The organism is Pseudomonas putida, from assembly GCF_025905425.1.
Taxonomy (GTDB): domain Bacteria; phylum Pseudomonadota; class Gammaproteobacteria; order Pseudomonadales; family Pseudomonadaceae; genus Aquipseudomonas; species Aquipseudomonas putida_AF.
Genome location: NZ_CP109603.1, coordinates 4,717,685 through 4,740,578 on the forward strand (window position 1 = coordinate 4,717,685; position 22,894 = coordinate 4,740,578).

Annotated in this window: 27 protein-coding genes; all 27 read right to left on the reverse strand. The window is 57.3% G+C overall.

Annotation, left to right across the window (positions count from 1 at the left end):
* Positions 1-112: 112 nt before the first annotated feature.
* On the reverse strand, positions 113-418 hold the full coding sequence (gene rpsN, locus OGV19_RS21265; RefSeq protein ID WP_012316516.1) for a 30S ribosomal protein S14: 306 nt from the start codon (positions 416-418) through the stop codon (positions 113-115).
* A gap of 13 nt (positions 419-431) precedes the next feature.
* Positions 432-971, reverse strand: coding sequence for a 50S ribosomal protein L5 (rplE, locus tag OGV19_RS21270; protein WP_003255474.1), 540 nt, complete (start codon positions 969-971; stop codon positions 432-434).
* Positions 972-991: 20 nt separating this feature from the next.
* The gene (gene rplX, locus OGV19_RS21275; RefSeq protein ID WP_003255476.1) at positions 992-1,306 is read right to left on the reverse strand and encodes a 50S ribosomal protein L24; all 315 of its coding nucleotides are present in this window, start codon (positions 1,304-1,306) and stop codon (positions 992-994) included.
* Positions 1,307-1,317: 11 nt separating this feature from the next.
* Entirely contained in the window at positions 1,318-1,686 is a 369-nt protein-coding gene (gene rplN / locus OGV19_RS21280) for a 50S ribosomal protein L14 (RefSeq protein WP_002555479.1), read from the reverse strand.
* A gap of 23 nt (positions 1,687-1,709) precedes the next feature.
* Entirely contained in the window at positions 1,710-1,976 is a 267-nt protein-coding gene (gene rpsQ, locus OGV19_RS21285; protein ID WP_023534981.1) for a 30S ribosomal protein S17, read from the reverse strand.
* Positions 1,977-1,978: 2 nt separating this feature from the next.
* Positions 1,979-2,170 carry a 50S ribosomal protein L29 gene (gene rpmC, locus OGV19_RS21290; RefSeq protein WP_002555481.1) on the reverse strand — a complete coding sequence of 64 codons (192 nt, stop codon included), beginning with the start codon at positions 2,168-2,170 and terminating at the stop codon, positions 1,979-1,981.
* On the reverse strand, positions 2,170-2,583 hold the full coding sequence (gene rplP / locus OGV19_RS21295) for a 50S ribosomal protein L16 (protein ID WP_003255479.1): 414 nt from the start codon (positions 2,581-2,583) through the stop codon (positions 2,170-2,172). Before rplP ends, rpmC begins: the two co-directional genes overlap by 1 nt.
* Positions 2,584-2,595: 12 nt before the next feature.
* Entirely contained in the window at positions 2,596-3,282 is a 687-nt protein-coding gene (gene rpsC / locus OGV19_RS21300; RefSeq protein WP_003255481.1) for a 30S ribosomal protein S3, read from the reverse strand.
* A gap of 13 nt (positions 3,283-3,295) precedes the next feature.
* Positions 3,296-3,628, reverse strand: coding sequence for a 50S ribosomal protein L22 (gene rplV, locus OGV19_RS21305; protein WP_003103908.1), 333 nt, complete (start codon positions 3,626-3,628; stop codon positions 3,296-3,298).
* Between the two features lie 11 nt (positions 3,629-3,639).
* Positions 3,640-3,915: a 30S ribosomal protein S19 gene (rpsS, locus tag OGV19_RS21310; protein ID WP_003255482.1), complete on the reverse strand. Its 276-nt coding sequence runs from the start codon at positions 3,913-3,915 to the stop codon at positions 3,640-3,642.
* 16 nt (positions 3,916-3,931) lie between these two features.
* On the reverse strand, positions 3,932-4,756 hold the full coding sequence (gene rplB / locus OGV19_RS21315) for a 50S ribosomal protein L2 (RefSeq protein ID WP_008089816.1): 825 nt from the start codon (positions 4,754-4,756) through the stop codon (positions 3,932-3,934).
* Positions 4,757-4,770: 14 nt separating this feature from the next.
* Positions 4,771-5,070 (reverse strand): 50S ribosomal protein L23, encoded by a 300-nt coding sequence (gene rplW, locus OGV19_RS21320; protein WP_003255484.1) that lies wholly within the window; start codon positions 5,068-5,070, stop codon positions 4,771-4,773.
* Positions 5,067-5,669 (reverse strand): 50S ribosomal protein L4, encoded by a 603-nt coding sequence (gene rplD, locus OGV19_RS21325; RefSeq protein ID WP_003255485.1) that lies wholly within the window; start codon positions 5,667-5,669, stop codon positions 5,067-5,069. Before rplD ends, rplW begins: the two co-directional genes overlap by 4 nt.
* 12 nt (positions 5,670-5,681) lie before the next feature.
* Entirely contained in the window at positions 5,682-6,317 is a 636-nt protein-coding gene (gene rplC / locus OGV19_RS21330) for a 50S ribosomal protein L3 (protein WP_027594871.1), read from the reverse strand.
* Positions 6,318-6,397: 80 nt separating this feature from the next.
* Entirely contained in the window at positions 6,398-6,709 is a 312-nt protein-coding gene (gene rpsJ, locus OGV19_RS21335) for a 30S ribosomal protein S10 (protein ID WP_003186070.1), read from the reverse strand.
* A gap of 141 nt (positions 6,710-6,850) precedes the next feature.
* Positions 6,851-8,044 carry an elongation factor Tu gene (gene tuf / locus OGV19_RS21340; RefSeq protein ID WP_264310520.1) on the reverse strand — a complete coding sequence of 398 codons (1,194 nt, stop codon included), beginning with the start codon at positions 8,042-8,044 and terminating at the stop codon, positions 6,851-6,853.
* Positions 8,045-8,071: 27 nt separating this feature from the next.
* Positions 8,072-10,219 (reverse strand): elongation factor G, encoded by a 2,148-nt coding sequence (gene fusA / locus OGV19_RS21345; RefSeq protein WP_264310521.1) that lies wholly within the window; start codon positions 10,217-10,219, stop codon positions 8,072-8,074.
* Between the two features lie 30 nt (positions 10,220-10,249).
* Positions 10,250-10,720, reverse strand: a complete 471-nt coding sequence (gene rpsG, locus OGV19_RS21350; RefSeq protein WP_008089143.1) for a 30S ribosomal protein S7 — start codon at positions 10,718-10,720, stop codon at positions 10,250-10,252.
* A 106-nt stretch (positions 10,721-10,826) separates the two neighbouring features.
* Positions 10,827-11,198: a 30S ribosomal protein S12 gene (rpsL, locus tag OGV19_RS21355; RefSeq protein WP_003255492.1), complete on the reverse strand. Its 372-nt coding sequence runs from the start codon at positions 11,196-11,198 to the stop codon at positions 10,827-10,829.
* Positions 11,199-11,409: 211 nt separating this feature from the next.
* A complete protein-coding gene (rpoC, locus tag OGV19_RS21360) occupies positions 11,410-15,609 on the reverse strand; it encodes a DNA-directed RNA polymerase subunit beta' (RefSeq protein ID WP_264310522.1) in 4,200 nt (1,399 codons plus the stop codon).
* Positions 15,610-15,673: 64 nt separating this feature from the next.
* Positions 15,674-19,747, reverse strand: coding sequence for a DNA-directed RNA polymerase subunit beta (gene rpoB, locus OGV19_RS21365; RefSeq protein WP_264310523.1), 4,074 nt, complete (start codon positions 19,745-19,747; stop codon positions 15,674-15,676).
* Entirely contained in the window at positions 19,747-19,917 is a 171-nt protein-coding gene (locus OGV19_RS21370) for a hypothetical protein (protein WP_264310524.1), read from the reverse strand. The genes rpoB and OGV19_RS21370 overlap by 1 nt, the downstream gene beginning before the upstream one ends.
* Before the next feature lie 50 nt (positions 19,918-19,967).
* Positions 19,968-20,333 (reverse strand): 50S ribosomal protein L7/L12, encoded by a 366-nt coding sequence (gene rplL / locus OGV19_RS21375; RefSeq protein ID WP_007957596.1) that lies wholly within the window; start codon positions 20,331-20,333, stop codon positions 19,968-19,970.
* Positions 20,334-20,411: 78 nt separating this feature from the next.
* On the reverse strand, positions 20,412-20,912 hold the full coding sequence (rplJ, locus tag OGV19_RS21380) for a 50S ribosomal protein L10 (RefSeq protein ID WP_264310525.1): 501 nt from the start codon (positions 20,910-20,912) through the stop codon (positions 20,412-20,414).
* Positions 20,913-21,109: 197 nt separating this feature from the next.
* The gene (gene rplA, locus OGV19_RS21385; protein ID WP_027595467.1) at positions 21,110-21,805 is read right to left on the reverse strand and encodes a 50S ribosomal protein L1; all 696 of its coding nucleotides are present in this window, start codon (positions 21,803-21,805) and stop codon (positions 21,110-21,112) included.
* Entirely contained in the window at positions 21,805-22,236 is a 432-nt protein-coding gene (gene rplK / locus OGV19_RS21390; protein WP_027595466.1) for a 50S ribosomal protein L11, read from the reverse strand. The genes rplA and rplK overlap by 1 nt, the downstream gene beginning before the upstream one ends.
* A 119-nt stretch (positions 22,237-22,355) precedes the next feature.
* On the reverse strand, positions 22,356-22,889 hold the full coding sequence (gene nusG / locus OGV19_RS21395) for a transcription termination/antitermination protein NusG (RefSeq protein ID WP_003255501.1): 534 nt from the start codon (positions 22,887-22,889) through the stop codon (positions 22,356-22,358).
* Between the last annotated feature and the right edge of the window lie 5 nt (positions 22,890-22,894).

The window sequence follows — 22,894 nt, forward strand, 5'->3', positions numbered from 1 at the left end:
TTCTAGACACAAGGCAGAAACGAAACAAGCCCCATATAGGGGCTTGTTTGTTGGTGAGGTCACCGGCGGTCGGAAGATTGCTCCCCTTGCGCCGGGATCACACCTGCAGCGATTACCAGGAGGCCTTGACCAGACCTGGTACGTCACCACGCATTGCCGCTTGACGCAGCATGTTACGGCCCAGGCCGAACTTACGGTATACACCGTGAGGACGACCGGTCAGGCGGCAACGGTTGCGCAGACGCGCAGCGCTGGCATCACGTGGCTGCTTCTGCAGAGCGACAACGGCAGCGAAACGCTCTTCTGGAGAGGCGTTCAGGTTGACGATGGTCGCTTTCAGCTCAGCACGCTTTTTGGCGAACTTGGCTACCGTGAGCTGACGCTTCAGCTCGCGGTTTTTCATGCTCTTCTTGGCCATTTTCCTACTCCAATCAGTTGCGGAACGGGAATTTGAAAGCACGCAGCAGAGCGCGGCCTTCGTCATCCGAACGAGCAGTGGTGGTCAGGGTGATGTCCAAACCGCGCAGAGCATCGATCTTGTCGTAATCGATTTCCGGGAAGATGATCTGCTCTTTCACGCCCATGCTGTAGTTGCCACGGCCATCGAAGGACTTGGCATTCAGGCCGCGGAAGTCGCGAACCCGAGGCAGGGAGATCGCCAGCAGGCGGTCCAGGAATTCGTACATCTTGTCGCTACGCAGGGTCACCTTGACGCCGATCGGCCATCCTTCACGGACTTTGAAGCCCGCGATGGATTTACGAGCGAAAGTCACGACCGGCTTTTGACCGGTGATCTTTTCCAGGTCGGCAACAGCGTGCTCGATGACTTTTTTGTCGCCGATCGCTTCGCCCAGACCCATGTTCAGGGTGATTTTGGTAACGCGCGGAACTTCCATCACGTTCGACAGCTTAAGTTCTTCCTTAAGCTTGGGAGCGATTTCGTTCCGGTAAATCTCTTTCAGTCGTGCCATGGTCTTCTACCTAGCAGTGTTCAAGCATCAACCGCTTTTTGGGTCGACTTGAAGACACGAATTTTCTTACCGTCTTCTACTTTGAAACCAACGCGGTCAGCCTTGTTGGTTTCGCCGTTGAAGATGGCAACGTTGGAAGCGTGCAGAGGCGCTTCTTTCTCGACGATACCGCCCTGAACGCCCGCCATCGGGTTAGGCTTGGTATGACGCTTGACCAGGTTCACGCCACCGATAACCAGACGGTCATCAGCGAGAACCTTCAGCACCTTACCGCGCTTACCTTTGTCTTTGCCGGCGATCACGATGATCTCGTCGTCACGACGAATCTTTTGCATGTCGGATCTCCTTACAGCACTTCAGGGGCGAGCGAGACGATCTTCATGAACTTCTCAGTACGAAGTTCACGGGTCACTGGCCCGAAGATGCGAGTGCCGATCGGCTCTTGCTTGTTGTTCAGCAGAACAGCAGCGTTGCCGTCGAAACGAATGATGGAACCGTCAGCGCGACGTACACCGTGACGGGTACGGACGACAACAGCAGTCATCACCTGGCCTTTTTTGACCTTACCGCGCGGAATTGCTTCCTTGACGGTTACTTTGATGATGTCACCGATGCCGGCGTAACGGCGGTGCGAACCGCCGAGTACCTTGATGCACATGACGCGACGAGCGCCGCTGTTATCGGCCACATCGAGCATGGATTGAGTCTGAATCATAAAATTTCTCCGACCCCTAGCCCTTAGACTTCAACAGCGCGTTCGAGGACTTCAACCAGTGCCCAGGACTTGGTCTTGGCCAGCGGACGGGTTTCGGTAATCGAAACCTTGTCGCCGATCTTGCACTGGTTGGTTTCGTCGTGCGCGTGCAGCTTAGTCGAACGCTTAACGTATTTACCGTAGATCGGGTGCTTTACGCGACGCTCGATCAGAACGGTGATGGTCTTGTCCATTTTGTCGCTGACGACACGGCCAGTCAGCGTACGGACGGTTTTTTCAGCTTCAGCCATGATCACTTACCTGCCTGCTGGTTGAGCACAGTTTTCACGCGAGCGATGTCACGCTTAACTTGCGAGAGCAGGTGCGACTGCCCCAACTGGCCAGTTGCTTTCTGCATACGCAGATTGAACTGGTCGCGCAGCAAGCCGAGCAGTTGCTCGTTCAGCTGCTGTGCCGATTTTTCACGAAGTTCATTCGCTTTCATCACATCACCGTCCGCTTAACAAAGGAGGTGGCGAGAGGCAGCTTTGCAGCAGCCAGGGCGAAAGCTTCGCGCGCCAGCTCTTCAGAAACACCCTCGATCTCGTACAGGACTTTGCCTGGCTGGATCTGGGCAACCCAGTATTCCACGGAGCCCTTACCTTTACCCATACGAACCTCGAGAGGTTTTTTGGAGATCGGCTTGTCCGGGAAGACACGGATCCAGATCTTGCCGCCACGTTTAACGTGACGGGTCAGAGCACGACGTGCCGACTCGATCTGGCGGGCGGTGAGGCGACCGCGAGCAACAGCTTTCAGGGCGAACTCGCCGAAGCTGACTTTGCTACCGCGCAGTGCCAGACCACGGTTGTGGCCAGTCATCTGCTTGCGGAATTTTGTACGCTTTGGTTGCAACATTTGGCGTACCCCTTACTTAGCAGCTTTTTTACGAGGCGCTGGTGCTTGTGGTTTCAGTTCTTCTTGGCGACCACCAATAACTTCGCCTTTGAAGATCCAAACCTTCACACCGATCACACCGTAAGTGGTGTGAGCTTCGTAGGTGTTGTAGTCGATATCGGCACGCAGGGTGTGCAGAGGCACACGACCTTCGCGATACCACTCGGTACGAGCAATCTCGGCGCCGCCGAGACGACCGCTCACCTGGATCTTGATGCCCTTGGCACCAATACGCATGGCGTTCTGTACGGCGCGCTTCATGGCGCGACGGAACATTACGCGGCGTTCCAGCTGCTGAGCTACGCTCTGCGCAACCAGCATAGCGTCGAGTTCCGGCTTGCGGATCTCTTCGATGTTGATGTGCACAGGCACACCCATCTGCTTGGTCAGGTCCTGACGCAGCTTCTCGACATCCTCACCTTTCTTACCGATAACGATACCGGGACGAGCAGTGTGGATGGTGATGCGTGCTGTTTGAGCCGGACGATGAATATCGATACGGCTTACGGACGCGCTTTTTAGTTTGTCTTGGAGGTACTCACGCGTTTTCAGATCCTTCAACAGGTAATCTGCGTAAGTAGCACCGTCTGCGTACCAGACGGAGGTGTGCTCCTTGACGATTCCCAGGCGAATGCCAGTGGGATGTACTTTCTGACCCATCTGATCGACTCCGTTACTTGTCCGCAACCTTGACAGTGATATGGCAAGACCGCTTGACGATGCGATCAGCACGGCCTTTGGCACGTGGCATGATGCGCTTCAGCGAACGCCCTTCGTTGACGAAGACGGTGGAGACCTTCAGGTCATCAACGTCTGCGCCTTCGTTGTGTTCGGCGTTGGCAACGGCCGACTCGAGGACTTTCTTCATGATTTCAGCGGCTTTTTTGCTGCTGAAGGCCAACAGGTTGAGCGCTTCGCCCACCTTCTTCCCGCGGATCTGGTCGGCGACCAAGCGGGCTTTCTGGGCGGAGATGCGAGCGCCCGACAACTTAGCGGCTACTTCCATTTCCTTACCCCTTAACGCTTGGCTTTCTTGTCAGCCACGTGCCCGCGATAGGTGCGGGTACCGGCGAACTCGCCCAGTTTGTGGCCGACCATGTCTTCGTTCACGAGAACTGGAACATGTTGGCGACCGTTGTGAACCGCGATGGTCAGACCGACCATTTGTGGCAGGATCATCGAGCGACGCGACCAGGTTTTAACTGGCTTGCGATCGTTCTTCTCCACCGCCACTTCGACCTTCTTCAACAGGTGAAGATCGATAAAAGGACCTTTTTTCAGAGAACGTGGCACTGTCGTATCCCTCTAGTTACTTGCGACGACGGACGATCATGTTGTCGGTACGCTTATTACCACGGGTTTTAGCACCCTTGGTTGGGAAGCCCCATGGCGATACCGGATGACGACCACCGGAGGTACGACCTTCACCACCACCATGTGGGTGGTCAACCGGGTTCATGGCAACACCACGAACGGTTGGGCGAACGCCGCGCCAGCGTTTGGCACCAGCTTTACCCAGCGAGCGCAGGCTGTGCTCGGAGTTCGAGACTTCGCCCAGGGTCGCACGGCACTCAGCCAGTACTTTACGCATCTCACCGGAGCGCAGACGCAGAGTCACGTAGACGCCGTCACGAGCGATCAGCTGAGCCGAAGCACCAGCGGAACGAGCGATCTGAGCACCTTTACCCGGCTTCAGTTCGACGCCGTGAATGGTGCTACCTACTGGAATGTTGCGCAGCTGCAGGGAGTTACCGGCCTTGATTGGGGCCAGTGCGCCTGCGATCAGCTGGTCGCCAGCGCTCACGCCTTTAGGGGCGATGATGTAGCGACGCTCACCGTCTGCGTAGCACAGCAGGGCGATGTGAGCAGTACGGTTTGGATCGTATTCGATACGCTCGACAGTGGCTGGGATGCCATCTTTGTCGTTGCGACGGAAGTCGACCAGACGGTAATGCTGCTTGTGACCACCACCAACGTGACGAGTGGTAATGCGGCCATTGTTGTTACGACCACCAGACTTCGATTTCTTCTCGAGCAGCGGTGCGTGAGGAGCGCCCTTGTGGAGCTCCTTGTTGACCACCTTGACCACGAAACGGCGGCCAGGGGAAGTCGGTTTGCATTTAACGATTGCCATGATGCACCCCTTCCTTACTCAGCACTGCTGCTGAAATCGAGATCTTGGCCTGGCTGAAGGGAGACAATCGCCTTCTTCCAGTCATTACGCTTGCCCAGACCACGTGCGGTACGCTTGGTTTTACCCAGAACGTTAACAGTCGACACGTTTTCAACTTTTACGTTGAACAGGCCTTCGACAGCTTTCTTGATTTCCAGCTTGGTTGCGTCGGTAGCAACCTTGAATACGAACTGGCCTTTTTTCTCAGCCAGAACGGTAGCCTTCTCGGAAACGTGCGGGCCAAGGAGGACTTTGAATACGCGTTCCTGGTTCATCCCAGCAGCTCCTCGAATTTCTTCACGGCCGAGACAGTGATCAACACTTTCTCGTATGCGATCAGACTGACCGGGTCGGAACCTTGAACGTCACGTACATCGACGTGCGGCAGGTTGCGAGCAGCCAGGTACAGGTTCTGATCAACAGCGTCCGAAACGATCAGAACGTCGCTCAGACCCATGCCGTTCAGCTTGTTCAGCAGATCTTTGGTTTTCGGTGCTTCAACAGCGAAGTCCTGAACCACGACCAGACGGTCGCTACGCACCAGCTCAGCGAGGATGGAGCGCAGAGCTGCGCGATACATCTTCTTGTTGAGCTTCTGCGAGTGATCTTGAGGGCGAGCTGCGAAGGTAACACCACCGCCACGCCAGATCGGACCACGAGTGGTACCAGCACGAGCACGGCCAGTACCCTTCTGACGCCATGGGCGCTTACCGCCACCAGCCACGTCGGAACGGGTCTTTTGCTGCTTGGTGCCCTGACGGCCGCCGGCCATGTAGGCCACGACTGCTTGGTGAACCAGCGTCTCGTTGAATTCGCCACCGAAAGTCAGTTCGGAAACTTCGATCGCCTGAGCGTCATTTACATTAAGTTGCATGTCAGTTTCCCCTTAACCGCGAGCCTTGACAGCCGGACGTACAACCACGTCGCCGCCAGTAGCGCCAGGAACGGCACCCTTGATCAGCAGCAGGTTGCGTTCAGCGTCTACGCGAACTACTTCCAGGGACTGAACAGTCACGCGCTCGGCGCCCATGTGACCGGACATTTTCTTGCCCTTGAACACACGACCAGGAGTCTGGCACTGGCCGATGGAGCCTGGGACACGGTGCGACACGGAGTTACCGTGGGTGTTGTCCTGACCACGGAAGTTCCAGCGCTTGATGGTACCGGCGAAGCCTTTACCTTTGGACTGACCAGTAACGTCTACCAGCTGGCCTGCAGTGAAGAGTTCAGCTTTGATCGAGTCGCCAGCCTGGAACTCGCCTTCTTCAAGGCGGAACTCCCAGACACCGCGACCAGCGGCAACGTTCGCTTTAGCGAAGTGACCAGCTTGAGCAGCAGTCACACGCGAAGCACGACGCTCGCCGACAGTGACTTGCACTGCACGGTAGCCATCGGTTTCTTCAGTCTTGAACTGGGTGACGCGATTCGGCTCGATCTCAATGACCGTGACCGGAATGGAGACACCTTCTTCGGTGAAAACGCGGGTCATACCGCATTTACGACCGACTACACCAATAGTCATGTTGTAACCTCATGAGTGTACGGGGCTTTCACCCGCTATGGCCGCCCATTTCAGAGCGTTACACGGACAAGACCGAAGTCTTAGCCGAGGCTGATCTGCACTTCCACACCTGCCGCGAGATCAAGCTTCATCAGCGCGTCAACGGTTTTATCCGTTGGCTGGACGATGTCCAGAACACGCTTATGAGTGCGAATCTCGTACTGGTCACGCGCGTCTTTGTTGACGTGCGGGGAGACCAGAACGGTGAAACGCTCTTTGCGGGTAGGCAGTGGAATTGGACCACGCACTTGTGCACCAGTACGTTTCGCGGTTTCCACGATTTCCTGGGTGGATTGGTCGATCAGGCGATGGTCGAAAGCCTTCAACCTGATTCGGATTTGCTGATTTTGCATTGGATTTCAGACTCCAGGCTGTTCCCAACGGACGCACTACGCCCGCTAAAAGGAGGCGTGATTCTATAGACGGCTCAATTTAGTGTCAACCCAATAAAAAAAACCCCCGCTGAGCGGGGGTTTTTTCAATCGATCGAGTGATTACTCGATGATTTTGGCTACGACGCCGGCGCCGACGGTACGACCGCCTTCACGGATAGCGAAGCGCAGACCGTCTTCCATTGCGATGGTCTTGATCAGGGTGACTTCCATCTGGATGTTGTCACCTGGCATTACCATCTCAACGCCTTCCGGCAGCTGGCAGTTACCGGTCACGTCAGTGGTACGGAAGTAGAACTGAGGACGGTAGCCTTTGAAGAACGGAGTGTGACGACCGCCTTCTTCTTTCGACAGAACGTAGACTTCTGCGGTGAACTTGGTGTGCGGCTTGACCGAACCTGGCTTGACCAGAACCTGGCCACGCTCAACGTCGTCACGCTTGGTACCACGCAGCAGGACGCCGCAGTTCTCGCCAGCACGACCTTCGTCCAGCAGCTTGCGGAACATCTCAACGCCGGTGCAGGTGGTGGTGGTGGTGTCACGCAGACCAACGATTTCCAGCGGATCCTGAACGCGGACGATGCCACGCTCGATACGACCGGTAACAACAGTACCACGACCCGAGATCGAGAATACGTCTTCGATTGGCATCAGGAACGGCTTGTCGATAGCACGCTCTGGCTCTGGGATGTAGCTGTCCAGAGTTTCAACCAGACGCTTGACAGCGGTGGTGCCCATTTCGTTGTCGTCTTTGCCTTCCAGCGCCATACGAGCCGAACCGATGATGATCGGGGTGTCGTCGCCTGGGAAGTCGTAGGTGGACAGCAGGTCGCGAACTTCCATCTCGACCAGTTCCAGCAGCTCAGCGTCGTCTACCAGGTCAGCCTTGTTCAGGAAGACCACGATGTACGGAACGCCAACCTGACGGGACAGCAGGATGTGCTCACGGGTTTGTGGCATCGGACCATCGGCGGCCGAGCAAACCAGGATCGCGCCGTCCATCTGGGCAGCACCGGTGATCATGTTCTTCACGTAGTCAGCGTGACCTGGGCAGTCGACGTGAGCGTAGTGACGGATCTTCGAGTTGTACTCGACGTGTGCGGTGTTGATGGTGATACCGCGCGCTTTTTCTTCCGGAGCCGAGTCGATCTTGTCGAAATCAACGACTGCCGAACCGAAAACTTCGGAGCAGACGCGAGTCAGAGCTGCGGTCAGAGTGGTCTTACCGTGGTCAACGTGGCCGATGGTGCCGACGTTAACGTGGGGAAGGGAACGATCAAATTTTTCTTTAGCCACGACAGTGAACCTCTTGCCTAAAGGGGATTAGCCTTGTTTTTTAACGAGTGCTTCGACGATGTTCGACGGAGCTTCGGCGTATTTGGAGAATTCCATGGAGTAGCTTGCGCGACCCTGAGACATGGAACGAACGTCGGTTGCGTAACCGAACATCTCTCCGAGCGGTACCTCAGCAGTGATTACCTTGCCGGACACCGAGTCTTCATTACCCTGGATCATCCCGCGACGACGGCTCAGGTCACCCATCACGTCACCCAGGTAGTCTTCCGGGGTTACAACTTCGACCTTCATGATCGGCTCAAGCACCACGCCACCACCCTTCTGGGCCAGTTGCTTGGTCGCCATCGAAGCGGCGATCTTGAACGCCATTTCGTTGGAGTCGACGTCGTGGTACGAACCGTCGAATACCGTGGCCTTCAGGCCGAGCAGCGGATAGCCGGCAACAACGCCGTTCTTCATCTGCTCTTCGATACCCTTCTGGATCGGGGCGATGAATTCCTTAGGAATCACACCACCAACGACTTCGTTGGTGAACACCAGACCTTCGGTGATGTTGCCCTTCTCGTCGACGTCCGGCTCCGAGAAACGGATCCAGCAGTGACCGAACTGACCACGACCGCCCGACTGACGAACGAACTTGCCTTCGATCTCGACGTTGGACTTGGTGATCTTCTCGCGGTACGAAACCTGAGGCTTACCGATGTTGGCTTCGACGTTGAACTCGCGCTTCATGCGGTCAACGAGGATGTCCAGGTGCAGCTCACCCATACCGGAGATGATGGTCTGGCCGGTTTCTTCGTCGGTCTTGACGCGGAACGACGGGTCTTCCTGAGCCAGCTTGCCCAGTGCGATACCCATCTTTTCCTGGTCTTGCTTGGTCTTCGGCTCTACAGCTACCGAGATCACAGGCTCCGGGAAGTCCATACGCTCGAGGATGATCGGCTTGTCGGCGTTGCAGAGGGTGTCACCAGTGGTGACGTCCTTCATACCGATCAGAGCAGCGATGTCGCCTGCCAGTACTTCTTTGATTTCTTCACGCTGGTTGGCGTGCATCTGCACCATACGACCAACGCGCTCTTTCTTGCCTTTGACCGAGTTGATCACCGAGTCGCCGGACTGCAGCATACCCGAGTAAACACGGACGAAAGTCAGAGTACCAACGAACGGGTCGGTGGCAATCTTGAACGCCAGAGCCGAGAACGGCTCGTTGTCGTCGGCATGACGCTCGTCGAAGTCAGCGTCAACCAACTCTTCCTTCGGCTTCTCGATCAGGTCAGGGTGGATACCCTTGATCGCAGGAATCTCGGTAGGAGCAGGCAGGAAGTCGATGACGGCGTCGAGAACCAGGGGAACGCCCTTGTTCTTGAACGACGAACCGCAGACAGCCGGAACGATCTCGCTGGCCAGGGTGCGCGCGCGCAGACCGGCTTTGATCTCTTCGACGGTCAGCTCTTCGCCTTCCAGGTACTTGTTCATCAGCTCTTCGCTGGCCTCGGCAGCCGCCTCAACCATGTTGGAGCGCCATTCTTCAGCCAGCTCCAGCATATCGGCAGGAATTTCTTCCTCGCGATAGGTGGTGCCTTTGTCGTCGTCGTTCCAGTAGATAGCCTTCATCTTGATCAGGTCGACCTGACCCTGGAAGTTATCTTCCGAACCGATGGCCAGCTGAACAGGAACCGGGGTGTGACCCAGACGGTTCTTGATCTGACCTACGACGCGCAGGAAGTTTGCACCGGCACGGTCCATCTTGTTCACGTAAACAACACGTGGAACACCGTACTTGTTGGCCTGACGCCATACGGTTTCGGACTGCGGCTCAACGCCGGAAGTACCGCAGAACACAACGACCGCGCCGTCGAGTACACGCAGCGAACGCTCTACTTCAATGGTGAAGTCAACGTGGCCGGGGGTATCGATGACGTTTACGCGGTAGTTGTCGTACTGACCAACGGAACCTTTCCAGAAGGTGGTAACGGCAGCGGAGGTAATGGTGATACCCCGCTCCTGCTCCTGCACCATCCAGTCGGTGGTCGCGGCGCCGTCGTGCACCTCGCCCATCTTGTGGCTCAGGCCTGTATAGAACAGGATCCGCTCGGTAGTGGTGGTCTTGCCCGCGTCAACGTGGGCACAGATACCAATGTTACGGTAGCGGTTAATTGCTGTAGTACGAGCCATAAAGCCCTCGCAAAATGATTGATGCTTGAATTAGAAGCGGTAGTGCGAGAACGCTTTGTTGGCTTCAGCCATACGGTGAACGTCTTCACGCTTCTTGACTGCAGCACCCTTGCCTTCAGCAGCATCCAGCAGCTCGCCAGCCAGGCGCAGAGCCATCGACTTCTCGCCACGCTTGCGGGCGTAGTCTACGAGCCAGCGCATTGCCAGAGCATTACGACGGGATGGACGAACTTCAACCGGAACCTGGTAAGTGGCACCGCCGACACGACGGGACTTTACTTCGACCAGCGGAGCGATGGCGTCGAGAGCTTTCTCGAAGATTTCCAGGGGGTCGCTGTTCTTGCGCTCTTTGACCTTGTCCAGTGCACCGTAAACGATGCGCTCGGCGACGGCCTTTTTGCCGCTTTCCATCACGTGGTTCATGAACTTGGCGAGGATTTGGGATCCGTATTTAGGATCGTCCAGAATCTCACGTTTTGCTGCTACACGACGTCTTGGCATGATAAGCCCTCAAACGGTCTTCAGGTTAGCCCGGGACGTGGGTCTTCGACCCCTGCCCGACCTTACTCTTATCGACTCAAAAAAATGGATGTGTGCAAACGACCGATTACTTCGGACGCTTGGTACCGTACTTCGAACGACCCTGGTTACGGCCTTTAACGCCCGAAGTATCCAGAGAGCCGCGAACGGTGTGGTAACGAACACCTGGCAAGTCTTTTACACGGCCGCCACGGATCAGGACGACGCTGTGCTCTTGCAGGTTGTGGCCTTCACCGCCGATGTACGAGGAAACCTCGAAACCGTTGGTCAGACGCACACGGCAAACTTTACGCAGTGCCGAGTTAGGTTTTTTCGGCGTGGTGGTGTACACGCGGGTGCACACGCCACGACGTTGCGGGCAGTTCTGCAGCGCAGGAACGTCGGACTTCTCGACCGAACGCTTACGCGGCTGACGTACCAGCTGGTTGATAGTTGCCATCTACTAGCTCCACTGATTGTCTTGCGACTCTATTGTCTTGCAAGAAAGCCAAAAATTGACGAGACGGAGCCTCACCAAATTTAAGGGTACAAAAGTCTACGGAGGATCTTGCACCCAGTCAAGACGAGGCCCCGGCCCTCCCCGCCCGGTCATCGGCAACAATTCATGTCACCGATGGCCGTTCGGGGCTTGCCGGGGCCCTGCCCTGTACTTAGTTACCGCTGGAATTCAGCGCTTCGGTCAGTGCGGCTTCCACCTCACTGGCGCTTACACGCAGCGGTTTGTCGGCATCACGGCGACGCTTGCGCTCGCTGTGGTAGGCCAGACCGGTACCGGCCGGGATCAGACGACCCACGACCACGTTCTCTTTCAGGCCGCGCAGGTAATCGCGCTTGCCGGTGACGGCCGCTTCGGTCAGTACGCGGGTGGTTTCCTGGAAGGAAGCCGCGGAAATGAACGATTCGGTCGACAGCGACGCCTTGGTGATACCCAACAGCACACGCGAGAACTTCGAGATGAACTTGTCTTCGCTGGCGAGACGCTCGTTCTCGACCAGTACGTGAGTCAGTTCCATCTGGTCGCCCTTGATGAAGCTGGAATCACCCGACTCGGCGATCTCGACCTTACGCAGCATCTGACGCAGGATGGTCTCGATGTGCTTGTCGTTGATCTTAACGCCTTGCAGGCGGTAAACGTCCTGGATCTCGTTGACGATGTACTTGGCCAACGCGCTCACACCCAGCAGACGCAGGATGTCGTGCGGATCGCTCGGGCCGTCGGAGATAACTTCGCCGCGGTTTACCTGTTCGCCTTCGAAGACGTTCAGGTGGCGCCACTTCGGAATCAGCTCTTCGTACGGATCGCTACCGTCGGTCGGCGTAATGACCAGACGGCGCTTGCCTTTGGTCTCTTTACCGAATGCGATGGTGCCGCTGACTTCAGCCAGAATCGAGGCTTCTTTCGGACGACGTGCTTCGAACAAGTCGGCAACGCGTGGCAGACCACCGGTGATGTCACGGGTCTTGGACGTTTCTTGCGGGATACGCGCGATAACGTCACCAACACCGATCTGAGCACCGTCAGCCACACCGACAAGGGCGTTGGCCGGCAGGAAGTACTGAGCCGGCACGTCGGTACCTGGCAGGTACAGATCCTTGCCATTGGCATCGACCATCTTGATTGCCGGACGGATTTCCTTGCCTGCGGCAGGGCGATCCTTGACGTCCAGAACTTCGATGTTGGTCAAACCAGTCAGTTCGTCGGTCTGACGCTTGATGGTGATGTTTTCTTCCATGCCCACGAAGGTCACGGTACCTTTCAGCTCGGTAACGATCGGGTGGGTGTGCGGATCCCACTTGGCGACGATGGCGCCAGCTTCGACCTTGTCACCTTCCTTGACCGAAATGACCGCACCGTAAGGCAGCTTGTAACGCTCACGCTCACGACCGAATTCATCGGCAATGGCCAGCTCGCCGGAACGCGATACGGCAACCAGGTTGCCATCGGCGCGCACGACCTGCTTCAGGTTGTGCAGACGTACCATACCGCCGTTCTTCACCTGGACGCTGTCGGCAGCCGAGGTCCGGCTTGCAGCACCACCGATGTGGAACGTACGCATGGTCAGCTGGGTACCCGGCTCACCGATCGACTGCGCAGCGATAACGCCGACAGCTTCACCGATGTTCACCTGGTGACCGCGAGCCAGGTCGCGACCGTAGCACTTGGCGCAGATGCCGTAGCGAGTTTCGCAGTTGATCGGCGAACGCACGATAACTTCGTCGATGCTGTTCAGCTCGATGAACTCGACCCACTGCTCGTCAACCAAGGTACCGGCAGGAACGATGACGTCCTCGGTGCCTGGCTTGAACACGTCACGGGCAATGACACGACCCAATACGCGCTCACCCAACGGCTCGACAACGTCACCGCCTTCGATGTGCGGTGTCATCAGCAAGCCGTGGTCGGTACCGCAGTCGATCTCGGTCACGACCAGATCCTGCGCAACGTCTACCAGACGACGCGTCAGATAACCGGAGTTCGCAGTCTTCAGTGCGGTATCCGCCAGACCCTTACGAGCACCGTGAGTCGAGATGAAGTACTGCAGTACGCTCAGACCTTCACGGAAGTTCGCGGTGATCGGCGTCTCGATGATCGAGCCGTCCGGCTTGGCCATCAGACCACGCATACCGGCCAGCTGACGGATCTGTGCAGCGGAACCCCGCGCACCCGAGTCAGCCATCATGTACATCGAGTTGAAGGACTCTTGCTCGACTTCCTTGCCCTCGCGGTCGATGACCTTCTCTTTCGAGAGGTTGGCCATCATCGCCTTGGACACTTCGTCGTTCGCCTTCGACCACAAGTCGATGACCTTGTTGTACTTCTCGCCCTGGGTTACCAGGCCGGAGGCGTACTGGCTCTCGATTTCCTTCACTTCATCGGTAGCAGTACCGATGATGCGGGCTTTCTCGTCCGGGATAACGAAGTCGTTAACACCGATCGAAACGCCGGAAATGGTCGAGTAGGCAAAACCGGTGTACATCAGCTGGTCAGCGAAGATCACGGTCTCTTTCAGACCAACCACGCGGTAGCATTGGTTGATCAGCTTGGAGATCGCCTTCTTCTTCATCGGCTGGTTGACCACGTCGTACGGCAGACCTGCCGGCACAACCTGGAACAACAGCGCACGGCCGACGGTGGTGTCGACGATACGGGTGTTCTTGGTGGAGCTGCCATCACGGTCGTTCACGGTCTCGTTGATACGGACCTTGATTTTCGCGTGCAGGGCAGCTTCGCCGGCGCGGAATACGCGGTCGACTTCCTGCAGGTCGGCGAATACGCGACCTTCGCCCTTGGCGTTGATGGCTTCACGGGTCATGTAGTACAGACCCAGTACAACGTCCTGCGACGGAACGATGATTGGCTCACCGTTGGCTGGCGACAGAATGTTGTTGGTCGACATCATCAGCGCGCGCGCTTCGAGCTGGGCTTCCAGCGTCAGCGGCACGTGAACGGCCATCTGGTCACCGTCGAAGTCGGCGTTGTACGCCGCACAGACCAACGGGTGCAGCTGGATCGCCTTACCTTCGATGAGCACAGGCTCGAACGCCTGGATACCCAGACGGTGAAGGGTCGGTGCACGGTTGAGCAGTACGGGGTGTTCGCGGATTACCTCGGCGAGAACGTCCCATACCTCTGGCAGCTCACGCTCGACCATCTTCTTGGCAGCTTTGATGGTGGTCGCCAGACCACGCATTTCGAGCTTGCCGAAAATGAACGGTTTGAACAGCTCGAGGGCCATTTTCTTAGGCAGACCGCACTGGTGCAGACGCAGGGTCGGGCCTACGGTAATTACCGAACGACCGGAGTAGTCCACGCGCTTACCGAGCAAGTTCTGACGGAAACGACCTTGCTTACCTTTGATCATGTCAGCCAGGGACTTCAGCGGACGCTTGTTCGAGCCAGTGATGGCGCGACCGCGACGGCCGTTGTCCAGCAGGGCGTCGACCGCTTCCTGCAGCATGCGCTTTTCGTTGCGCACGATGATGTCCGGCGCCGACAGATCGAGCAGGCGCTTCAGACGATTGTTACGGTTGATCACCCGACGATACAGGTCGTTCAGGTCGGAGGTCGCAAAGCGGCCGCCATCCAGCGGTACCAGCGGACGCAGGTCCGGCGGCAATACTGGCAGGACGGTCAGGACCATCCACTCAGGCAGGTTACCCGAGCCCTGGAAAGCTTCCATCAGCTTCAGGCGCTTGGACAGCTTCTTGATCTTGGTTTCCGAGTTGGTCTGCGGAATTTCTTCGCGCAGGCGGCCAATCTCGTGCTCCAGGTCGATAGCGTGCAGCAGCTCGCGGACAGCCTCGGCACCCATGCGGGCGTCGAAGTCGTCACCGAACTCTTCCAGCGCTTCGAAGTACTGCTCGTCGTTCAGCAGCTGACCCTTTTCCAGGGTGGTCATGCCTGGGTCGATAACGACGTAGCTCTCGAAGTAGAGAACGCGCTCGATATCACGCAGGGTCATGTCCATCAGCAGGCCGATACGGGACGGCAGCGACTTCAGGAACCAGATGTGGGCAACCGGCGAGGCCAGTTCGATGTGCGCCATGCGCTCACGACGAACCTTGGCCAGGGCAACTTCAACGCCGCACTTCTCGCAGATCACACCGCGGTGCTTGAGGCGCTTGTACTTGCCGCACAGGCACTCGTAGTCCTTGACTGGGCCAAAGATCTTGGCGCAGAACAGGCCGTCACGCTCAGGCTTGAACGTACGGTAGTTGATGGTTTCCGGCTTCTTAACTTCACCGAACGACCACGAACGGATCATTTCAGGCGACGCCAGACCGATGCGGATGGCGTCGAACTCTTCGACTTGACCCTGGTTTTTCAGCAAATTCAGTAGGTCTTTCAAGGCCTTTCCTCCTGGCGGAGCAGGAAGCGGGCAATACCTGCCCCGCTCCCCTTCGCGTCACGTGTTATTCGGTTTCCAGATCGATATCGATACCGAGCGAACGAATCTCTTTGATCAACACGTTGAAGGACTCGGGCATGCCCGGCTCCATACGGTGATCGCCATCCACGATGTTTTTGTACATCTTGGTACGGCCGTTCACGTCGTCCGACTTCACTGTGAGCATTTCTTGCAGGGTGTATGCCGCGCCGTATGCTTCCAGCGCCCACACTTCCATCTCCCCGAAACGCTGACCACCGAACTGCGCCTTACCACCCAGCGGCTGCTGGGTAACCAGGCTGTAGGAACCAGTGGAACGCGCGTGCATCTTGTCGTCCACCAAGTGGTTCAGCTTGAGCATGTACATGTAACCAACGGTCACAGGACGCTCGAACTTGTTGCCGGTACGGCCATCGAACAGCACCATCTGGCCGCTTTCTGGCATGTCTGCCAGTTTCAGCATGGCCTTGATCTCGCTTTCCTTGGCACCATCGAAGACCGGGGTAGCCATAGGCACGCCTTTCTTCAGGTTGTTCGCCAGGGCGAGGATCTCTTCGTCGGTGAACTCTTCCAGGCTTTCCTGACGACCGCCGATCTCGTTGTAGATCTCGGTCAGGAACACGCGCAGCTCAGCGGCTTTGCGCTGCTCTTCGATCATCCGGTCGATCTTCTCGCCCAGGCCCTTGGCCGCGAGGCCCAGGTGGGTTTCAAGGATCTGACCGACGTTCATACGCGAAGGTACGCCCAGCGGGTTCAGTACGACGTCGACCGGAGTACCGTTGGCGTCGTGCGGCATGTCTTCGACCGGCATGATCACCGAGACCACACCTTTGTTACCGTGACGGCCGGCCATCTTGTCGCCCGGCTGAATGCGGCGGCGGATAGCCAGGTAGACCTTGACGATCTTCAGTACGCCCGGTGCCAGGTCGTCGCCCTGCTGCAGCTTGCGCTTCTTGTCTTCGAACTTGTCATCCAGCAGACGACGGCGATCGACGATGTAAGCCTGGGCCTTTTCCAGCTGCTCGTTCAGAGCATCTTCGGCCATACGCAGTTTGAACCACTGGCCGTGCTCCAGACCGTCCAGTACTTCGTCAGTGATCACGGTGCCTTTCTTCAGGCCCGCACCACCGTCGACCACTTGGCCGTTCAGGGCGGAACGCAGACGCTCGAAGGTTGCACCTTCGACGATGCGGAACTCTTCGTTGAGGTCCTTGCGGATCTCGTCCAGCTGCATCTTCTCGATGGCCAGGGCGCGGGTGTCGCGCTCAACGCCGTCACGGGTGAAGACCTGGACGTCGATGACAGTACCCTTGGTGCCGGTTGGCACACGCAGGGAGGTGTCTTTAACGTCGCTGGCCTTCTCACCGAAGATGGCGCGCAGCAGCTTCTCTTCCGGCGTCAGCTGGGTCTCGCCTTTCGGAGTGACCTTACCGACCAGAATGTCGCCAGCGCCGACTTCGGCACCCACGTAGACGATACCGGCTTCGTCCAGCTTGTTCAGCGCAGCTTCACCCACGTTCGGGATGTCCGCGGTGATTTCCTCTGGGCCAAGCTTGGTGTCACGCGCCACACAGGTCAGTTCCTGGATGTGGATCGTGGTGAAGCGGTCTTCTTGAACCACACGCTCGGACAGGCAGATGGAGTCTTCGAAGTTGAAGCCGTTCCACGCCATGAACGCGATGCGCATGTTCTGACCCAGTGCCAGTTCACCCATATCGGTGGACGGGCCGTCGGCCATGATGTCGTGACGCTTGACCACATCACCTTTGCTGACCAGCGGACGCTGGTTGATGCAGGTGTTCTGGTTCGAGCGGGTGTACTTGGTCAGGTTGTAGATATCTACACCTGCTTCACCGGTCTCGACTTCGTCATCGGCAACACGCACGACGATACGGCTGGCATCGACCGAGTCGATCACGCCGCCACGACGGGCCACGACGCAGACGCCGGAGTCACGGGCTACGTTGCGCTCCATGCCGGTACCTACCAGCGGCTTGTCGGCACGCAGGGTGGGTACAGCCTGACGCTGCATGTTCGAACCCATCAACGCACGGTTGGCGTCGTCGTGCTCGAGGAACGGAATCAGCGACGCGGCGACCGAAACAACCTGCTTCGGCGAAACGTCCATCAGGGTGACGTCTTCCGGCGCCTTGACGGTGAATTCGTTCAGGTGACGAACCGCTACCAGCTCATCGATCAGTTGCTTCTTCTCGTTCATCGCGGCCGAAGCCTGGGCGATGACGTGATCTGCTTCTTCAATGGCCGACAGGAACACGATGTCGTCGCTGACCACGCCTTCCTTCACCACGCGGTACGGGCTTTCCAGGAAGCCGTACTGGTTGGTGCGGGCATAGGCTGCCAGGGAGTTGATCAGACCGATGTTCGGACCTTCAGGGGTCTCGATCGGGCACACACGGCCGTAGTGGGTCGGGTGTACGTCACGGACTTCGAAGCCAGCACGCTCACGGGTCAGACCGCCAGGGCCGAGTGCAGAAACACGGCGCTTGTGGGTGATCTCGGAGAGCGGGTTGTTCTGGTCCATGAACTGCGACAGCTGGCTAGAACCGAAGAACTCTTTCACCGCCGCCGCAACCGGCTTGGCGTTGATCAGGTCTTGCGGCATCAGGCCTTCGCTTTCAGCCATCGACAGACGTTCCTTGACCGCACGCTCGACGCGCACCAGGCCAACACGGAACTGGTTCTCGGCCATCTCACCGACGCAACGTACACGACGGTTACCCAGGTGGTCGATGTCGTCGACGATGCCTTTGCCGTTACGGATATCGACCAGGGTCTTGAGGACCTCGACGATGTCTTCCTTGCTCAGCACGCCCGAACCTTCGATCTCGGTACGACCGATACGACGGTTGAACTTCATGCGGCCTACGGCAGACAGGTCGTAACGCTCGGCACTGAAGAACAGGTTGTTGAACAGGGTCTCGGCAGCATCCTTGGTTGGCGGCTCGCCTGGACGCATCATGCGATAGATCTCGACCAGCGCTTCCAGTTGGTTGCTGGTGGTGTCGATCTTCAGGGTGTCGGAGATGAACGGACCGCAATCGATGTCGTTGGTGTACAGGGTCTCGATACGGACGACCTGCGCCTTGGCGACCTTGATCAGCAGCTCGGTGGTCATCTCGGTGTTGCACTCGGCGAGGATCTCGCCGGTAGCCGGATGCACGATAGCCTTGGCGGTGGTGCGGCCCAGGACGTATTCCATTGGAACGTCGAGCTGCTTGACGCCGGCTTTCTCGAGCTGGTTGATGTGGCGCGCAGTGATACGGCGACCCTGCTCGACAATGACCTTGCCGTTTTCGTCATGGATGTCCATGACCGCGACTTCACCACGCAGACGCTGCGGTACCAGTTCCAGGCTCAGTTTTTCGCCGGAAACGTGGAACACGTTGGTGGTGTAGAAGGTGTTCAGAACTTCTTCGGTGCTGTAACCCAGTGCGCGCAGCAGTACCGAGGCCGGCAGTTTGCGGCGACGGTCGATACGCACGAACACGCAGTCCTTCGGGTCGAACTCGAAGTCCAGCCAGGAACCGCGGTAAGGGATGATGCGAGCGGAGTACAGCAGCTTGCCGGAGCTGTGCGTCTTGCCACGGTCGTGGTCGAAGAACACACCAGGCGAACGGTGCAGCTGGGAAACGATCACACGCTCGGTACCGTTGATTACGAAGGTACCGTTCTCAGTCATCAGGGGAATTTCACCCATGTAGACTTCTTGCTCTTTGATGTCCTTGATCGCTTTGTTCGACGATTCCTTGTCGAAGATGATCAGGCGCACCTTGACCCGCAGTGGGACCGCGAAGGTCACGCCACGCAGGACACATTCCTTCACATCGAAGGCGGGTTCGCCCAGGCGATAGCCTACGTACTCCAGGGCAGCATTGCCGGAGTAGCTGATGATCGGGAATACCGATTTGAAGGCCGCGTGCAGGCCGACGTCGCGGAACTGATCCTTGGATGCTCCCGCTTGCAGGAATTCGCGATACGAATCCAGCTGGATGGCCAGGAGGTAAGGCACATCCATGACGTCCGGCAACTTGCTAAAGTCCTTGCGGATACGTTTTTTCTCAGTGTATGAGTAAGCCATCAGCGTTCCCCAGCTTGGTCACCTGCTTGTTTGGCTTCTCCCGGCGGGAGCAGCCAGAAAATCGTGCAAACCCCTTGGTTTGCGCCACCCACATGGGTGTCTTGCAGCTCGTTATCGGGGCCGTTCTGATCGGCCACCAATAACGGAAAAAGGCCGGTGGCATAAGCCACCAGCCATCAGCCTTTTGCTCAACGCTCAGGCTGGCATCGCAAAGTCGAAATTACTTCAGCTCGACTTTAGCGCCTGCTTCTTCCAGCTTCTTCTTAGCGTCTTCAGCGGCTTCTTTCGAAACGCCTTCAGCTACGACCTGAGGAGCGCCGTCGACTTTCTCTTTGGCTTCTTTCAGGCCCAGACCGGTCAGTTCACGAACGGCCTTGATCACGTTTACTTTCTTCTCGCCGGCTTCAACCAGAACAACGTTGAACTCGGTTTGCTCTTCAACAACGGCAGCAGCAGCAGCTGGGCCAGCAGCGGCAACAGCAGCGGTAACGCCGAAGGTTTCTTCCATAGCTTTGATCAGCTCAACAACTTCCAGAACGGTTTTCTGGCCGATTGCTTCGATGATTTGCTCGTTAGTCAGGGACATGACTTAAATCCTGTATTGGGGTGACAGCCTTCGCAGCCATCAAATTAAACAAATGATTTTGAAAGAGGTTACGCCGCCTTAGGCAGCAGCAGCTTCTTTCTGGTCGCGAACGGCCGCCAGAGTACGAGCCAGCTTGCTGGTAGCGCCTTGAATCACGCTCATCAGACGTGCAATAGCTTCGTCACGGGTCGGCAAGGTAGCCAGTACATCGATCTGGTTGGCGGCAATGAACTTGCCGTCAAACGCAGCTGCCTTGATCTCGAACTTGTCCTGACCCTTGGCGAACTCTTTGAACAGACGAGCAGCAGCGCCCGGGTGTTCGTTGGAGAAAGCGATCAGGGTCGGGCCAGTGAACACGTCGTTGAGGACACTGAATTCAGTATCAGCAACGGCGCGCTTGAGCAGGGTGTTACGTACGACACGTACGTAAACGCCAGCTTCACGAGCCTCTTTACGGAGTCCGGTCATTGCGCCTACAGTCACACCACGGGCATCAGCCACGACAGCGGACAGAGCGACTTTGGCAGCCTCGTTGACTTCAGCGACGATGGCCTTCTTGTCTTCGAGTTTAATTGCCACGGGTTTACTCCTGGTTTCTACCGTTTCATCTGGCCGAGGCCGGATGTCGTTTTGGTGTCTGATTCGATAACGAATCGGGAGCACCATCTGCGTAGGCTTATGGTTTAAGGCTTGCGCCGCCTACGGTCTTGGATAGCCCCCGCCAGGCAGGGACCCCAATTTTTGCTAGCAGCACGACGAATCGTGCCGCCATGGTCTTACGCGTTCAGCGAACCCTGGTCGATGACCAGGCCTGGGCCCATGGTGGTGCTCAGGGTAACGCGCTTGACGTAAATACCTTTCGAAGAAGCTGGCTTGATACGCTTCAGATCAGCGATCAGGGCTTCAACGTTTTCCTTCAGCTTGCCAGCTTCGAAGCCGACTTTGCCAACGGAGGTGTGAATGATACCGTTCTTGTCGGTACGGTAGCGAACCTGACCAGCCTTGGCGTTTTTGACAGCGCCGGCTACGTCTGGAGTCACGGTACCCACTTTCGGGTTAGGCATCAGGCCGCGAGGACCCAGTACCTGACCCAGCTGACCAACAACGCGCATGGCATCAGGCGATGCGATGACAACGTCATAGTTCAGGTCGCCGGCTTTCATTTCAGCAGCCAGATCGTCCATACCTACACGGTCAGCGCCGGCAGCCAAAGCGGCCTCAGCAGCTGGACCCTGGGTGAAGACGGCAACGCGTACGGTCTTGCCAGTGCCGTGTGGCAGCACGGTAGCGCTACGAACGACCTGGTCGGATTTACGCGGGTCAACGCCGAGGTTGACGGCAACGTCGAAGGATTCGCTGAACTTCACGGTGGACAGTTCGGCCAGCAGCACTGCTGCTTCTTCGAAGTTGTAAACTTTGCCAGCTTCGATTTTCGAAGCAATAGCCTTTTGGCGCTTGGTCAGCTTAGCCATTACACACCCTCCACGTTCAGGCCCATGCTGCGGGCAGAGCCAGCGATGGTGCGTACAGCAGCGTCCAGGTCAGCAGCGGTCAGATCAGCCTGTTTGGTCTTGGCGATCTCTTCGAGCTGAGCGCGGGTCACGGTACCGACTTTGACGGTGTTCGGGCGAGCCGAACCACTGGTCAGGCCAGCAGCTTTCTTCAGCAGAACCGAGGCAGGGGTGCTCTTGGTCTCGAAAGTGAAGCTACGGTCGCTGTAGACAGTGATGATCACAGGAGTCGGCAGGCCGGCTTCTTGACCCTGAGTACGGGCGTTGAAGGCCTTGCAGAATTCCATGATGTTCACACCGTGTTGGCCCAGTGCTGGACCAACGGGTGGGCTTGGGTTGGCCTGGCCGGCCTTAACTTGCAGCTTGATGTAAGCCTGAATCTTCTTAGCCATGAGCTACTCCAAAATCGGGTACGAACGCCAGATGGCTCCCCGGATGACTTGCGTTTTATCCCAGTGACGACAAAACCCCGCAGCACACAGGGCTGCGGGGTATGGGATGCTTCGTTCGCCTAGACCTTTTCGACCTGACTGAACTCGAGCTCTACCGGGGTAGAGCGACCGAAAATGAGCACCGCCACCTGGAGGCGACTCTTTTCGTAGTTAACCTCTTCGACACTGCCATTGAAGTCAGCGAACGGACCATCAATAACTCGAACCACTTCACCGGGCTCGAACAGCGTCTTAGGCTTCGGCTTGTCGCTACCGTCGGCAACGCGACGCAGGATAGCTTCAGCTTCCTTATCGGTGATTGGCGCAGGCTTGTCTGCGGTACCACCAATAAAGCCCATCACACGAGGGGTGTCCTTGACCAAGTGCCAAGTCCCTTCGTTCATCTCCATCTGGACCAGAACATAGCCAGGGAAGAATTTACGCTCACTTTTGCGCTTCTGGCCGTTACGCATTTCAACGACTTCTTCGGTCGGAACCAGAATTTCGCCGAAACCGTCTTCCATGCCAGCCAGCTTGACGCGCTCGATCAGCGAGCGCATCACATGCTTCTCGTAACCCGAGTAAGCATGCACTACGTACCAACGCTTAGCCACGGGAC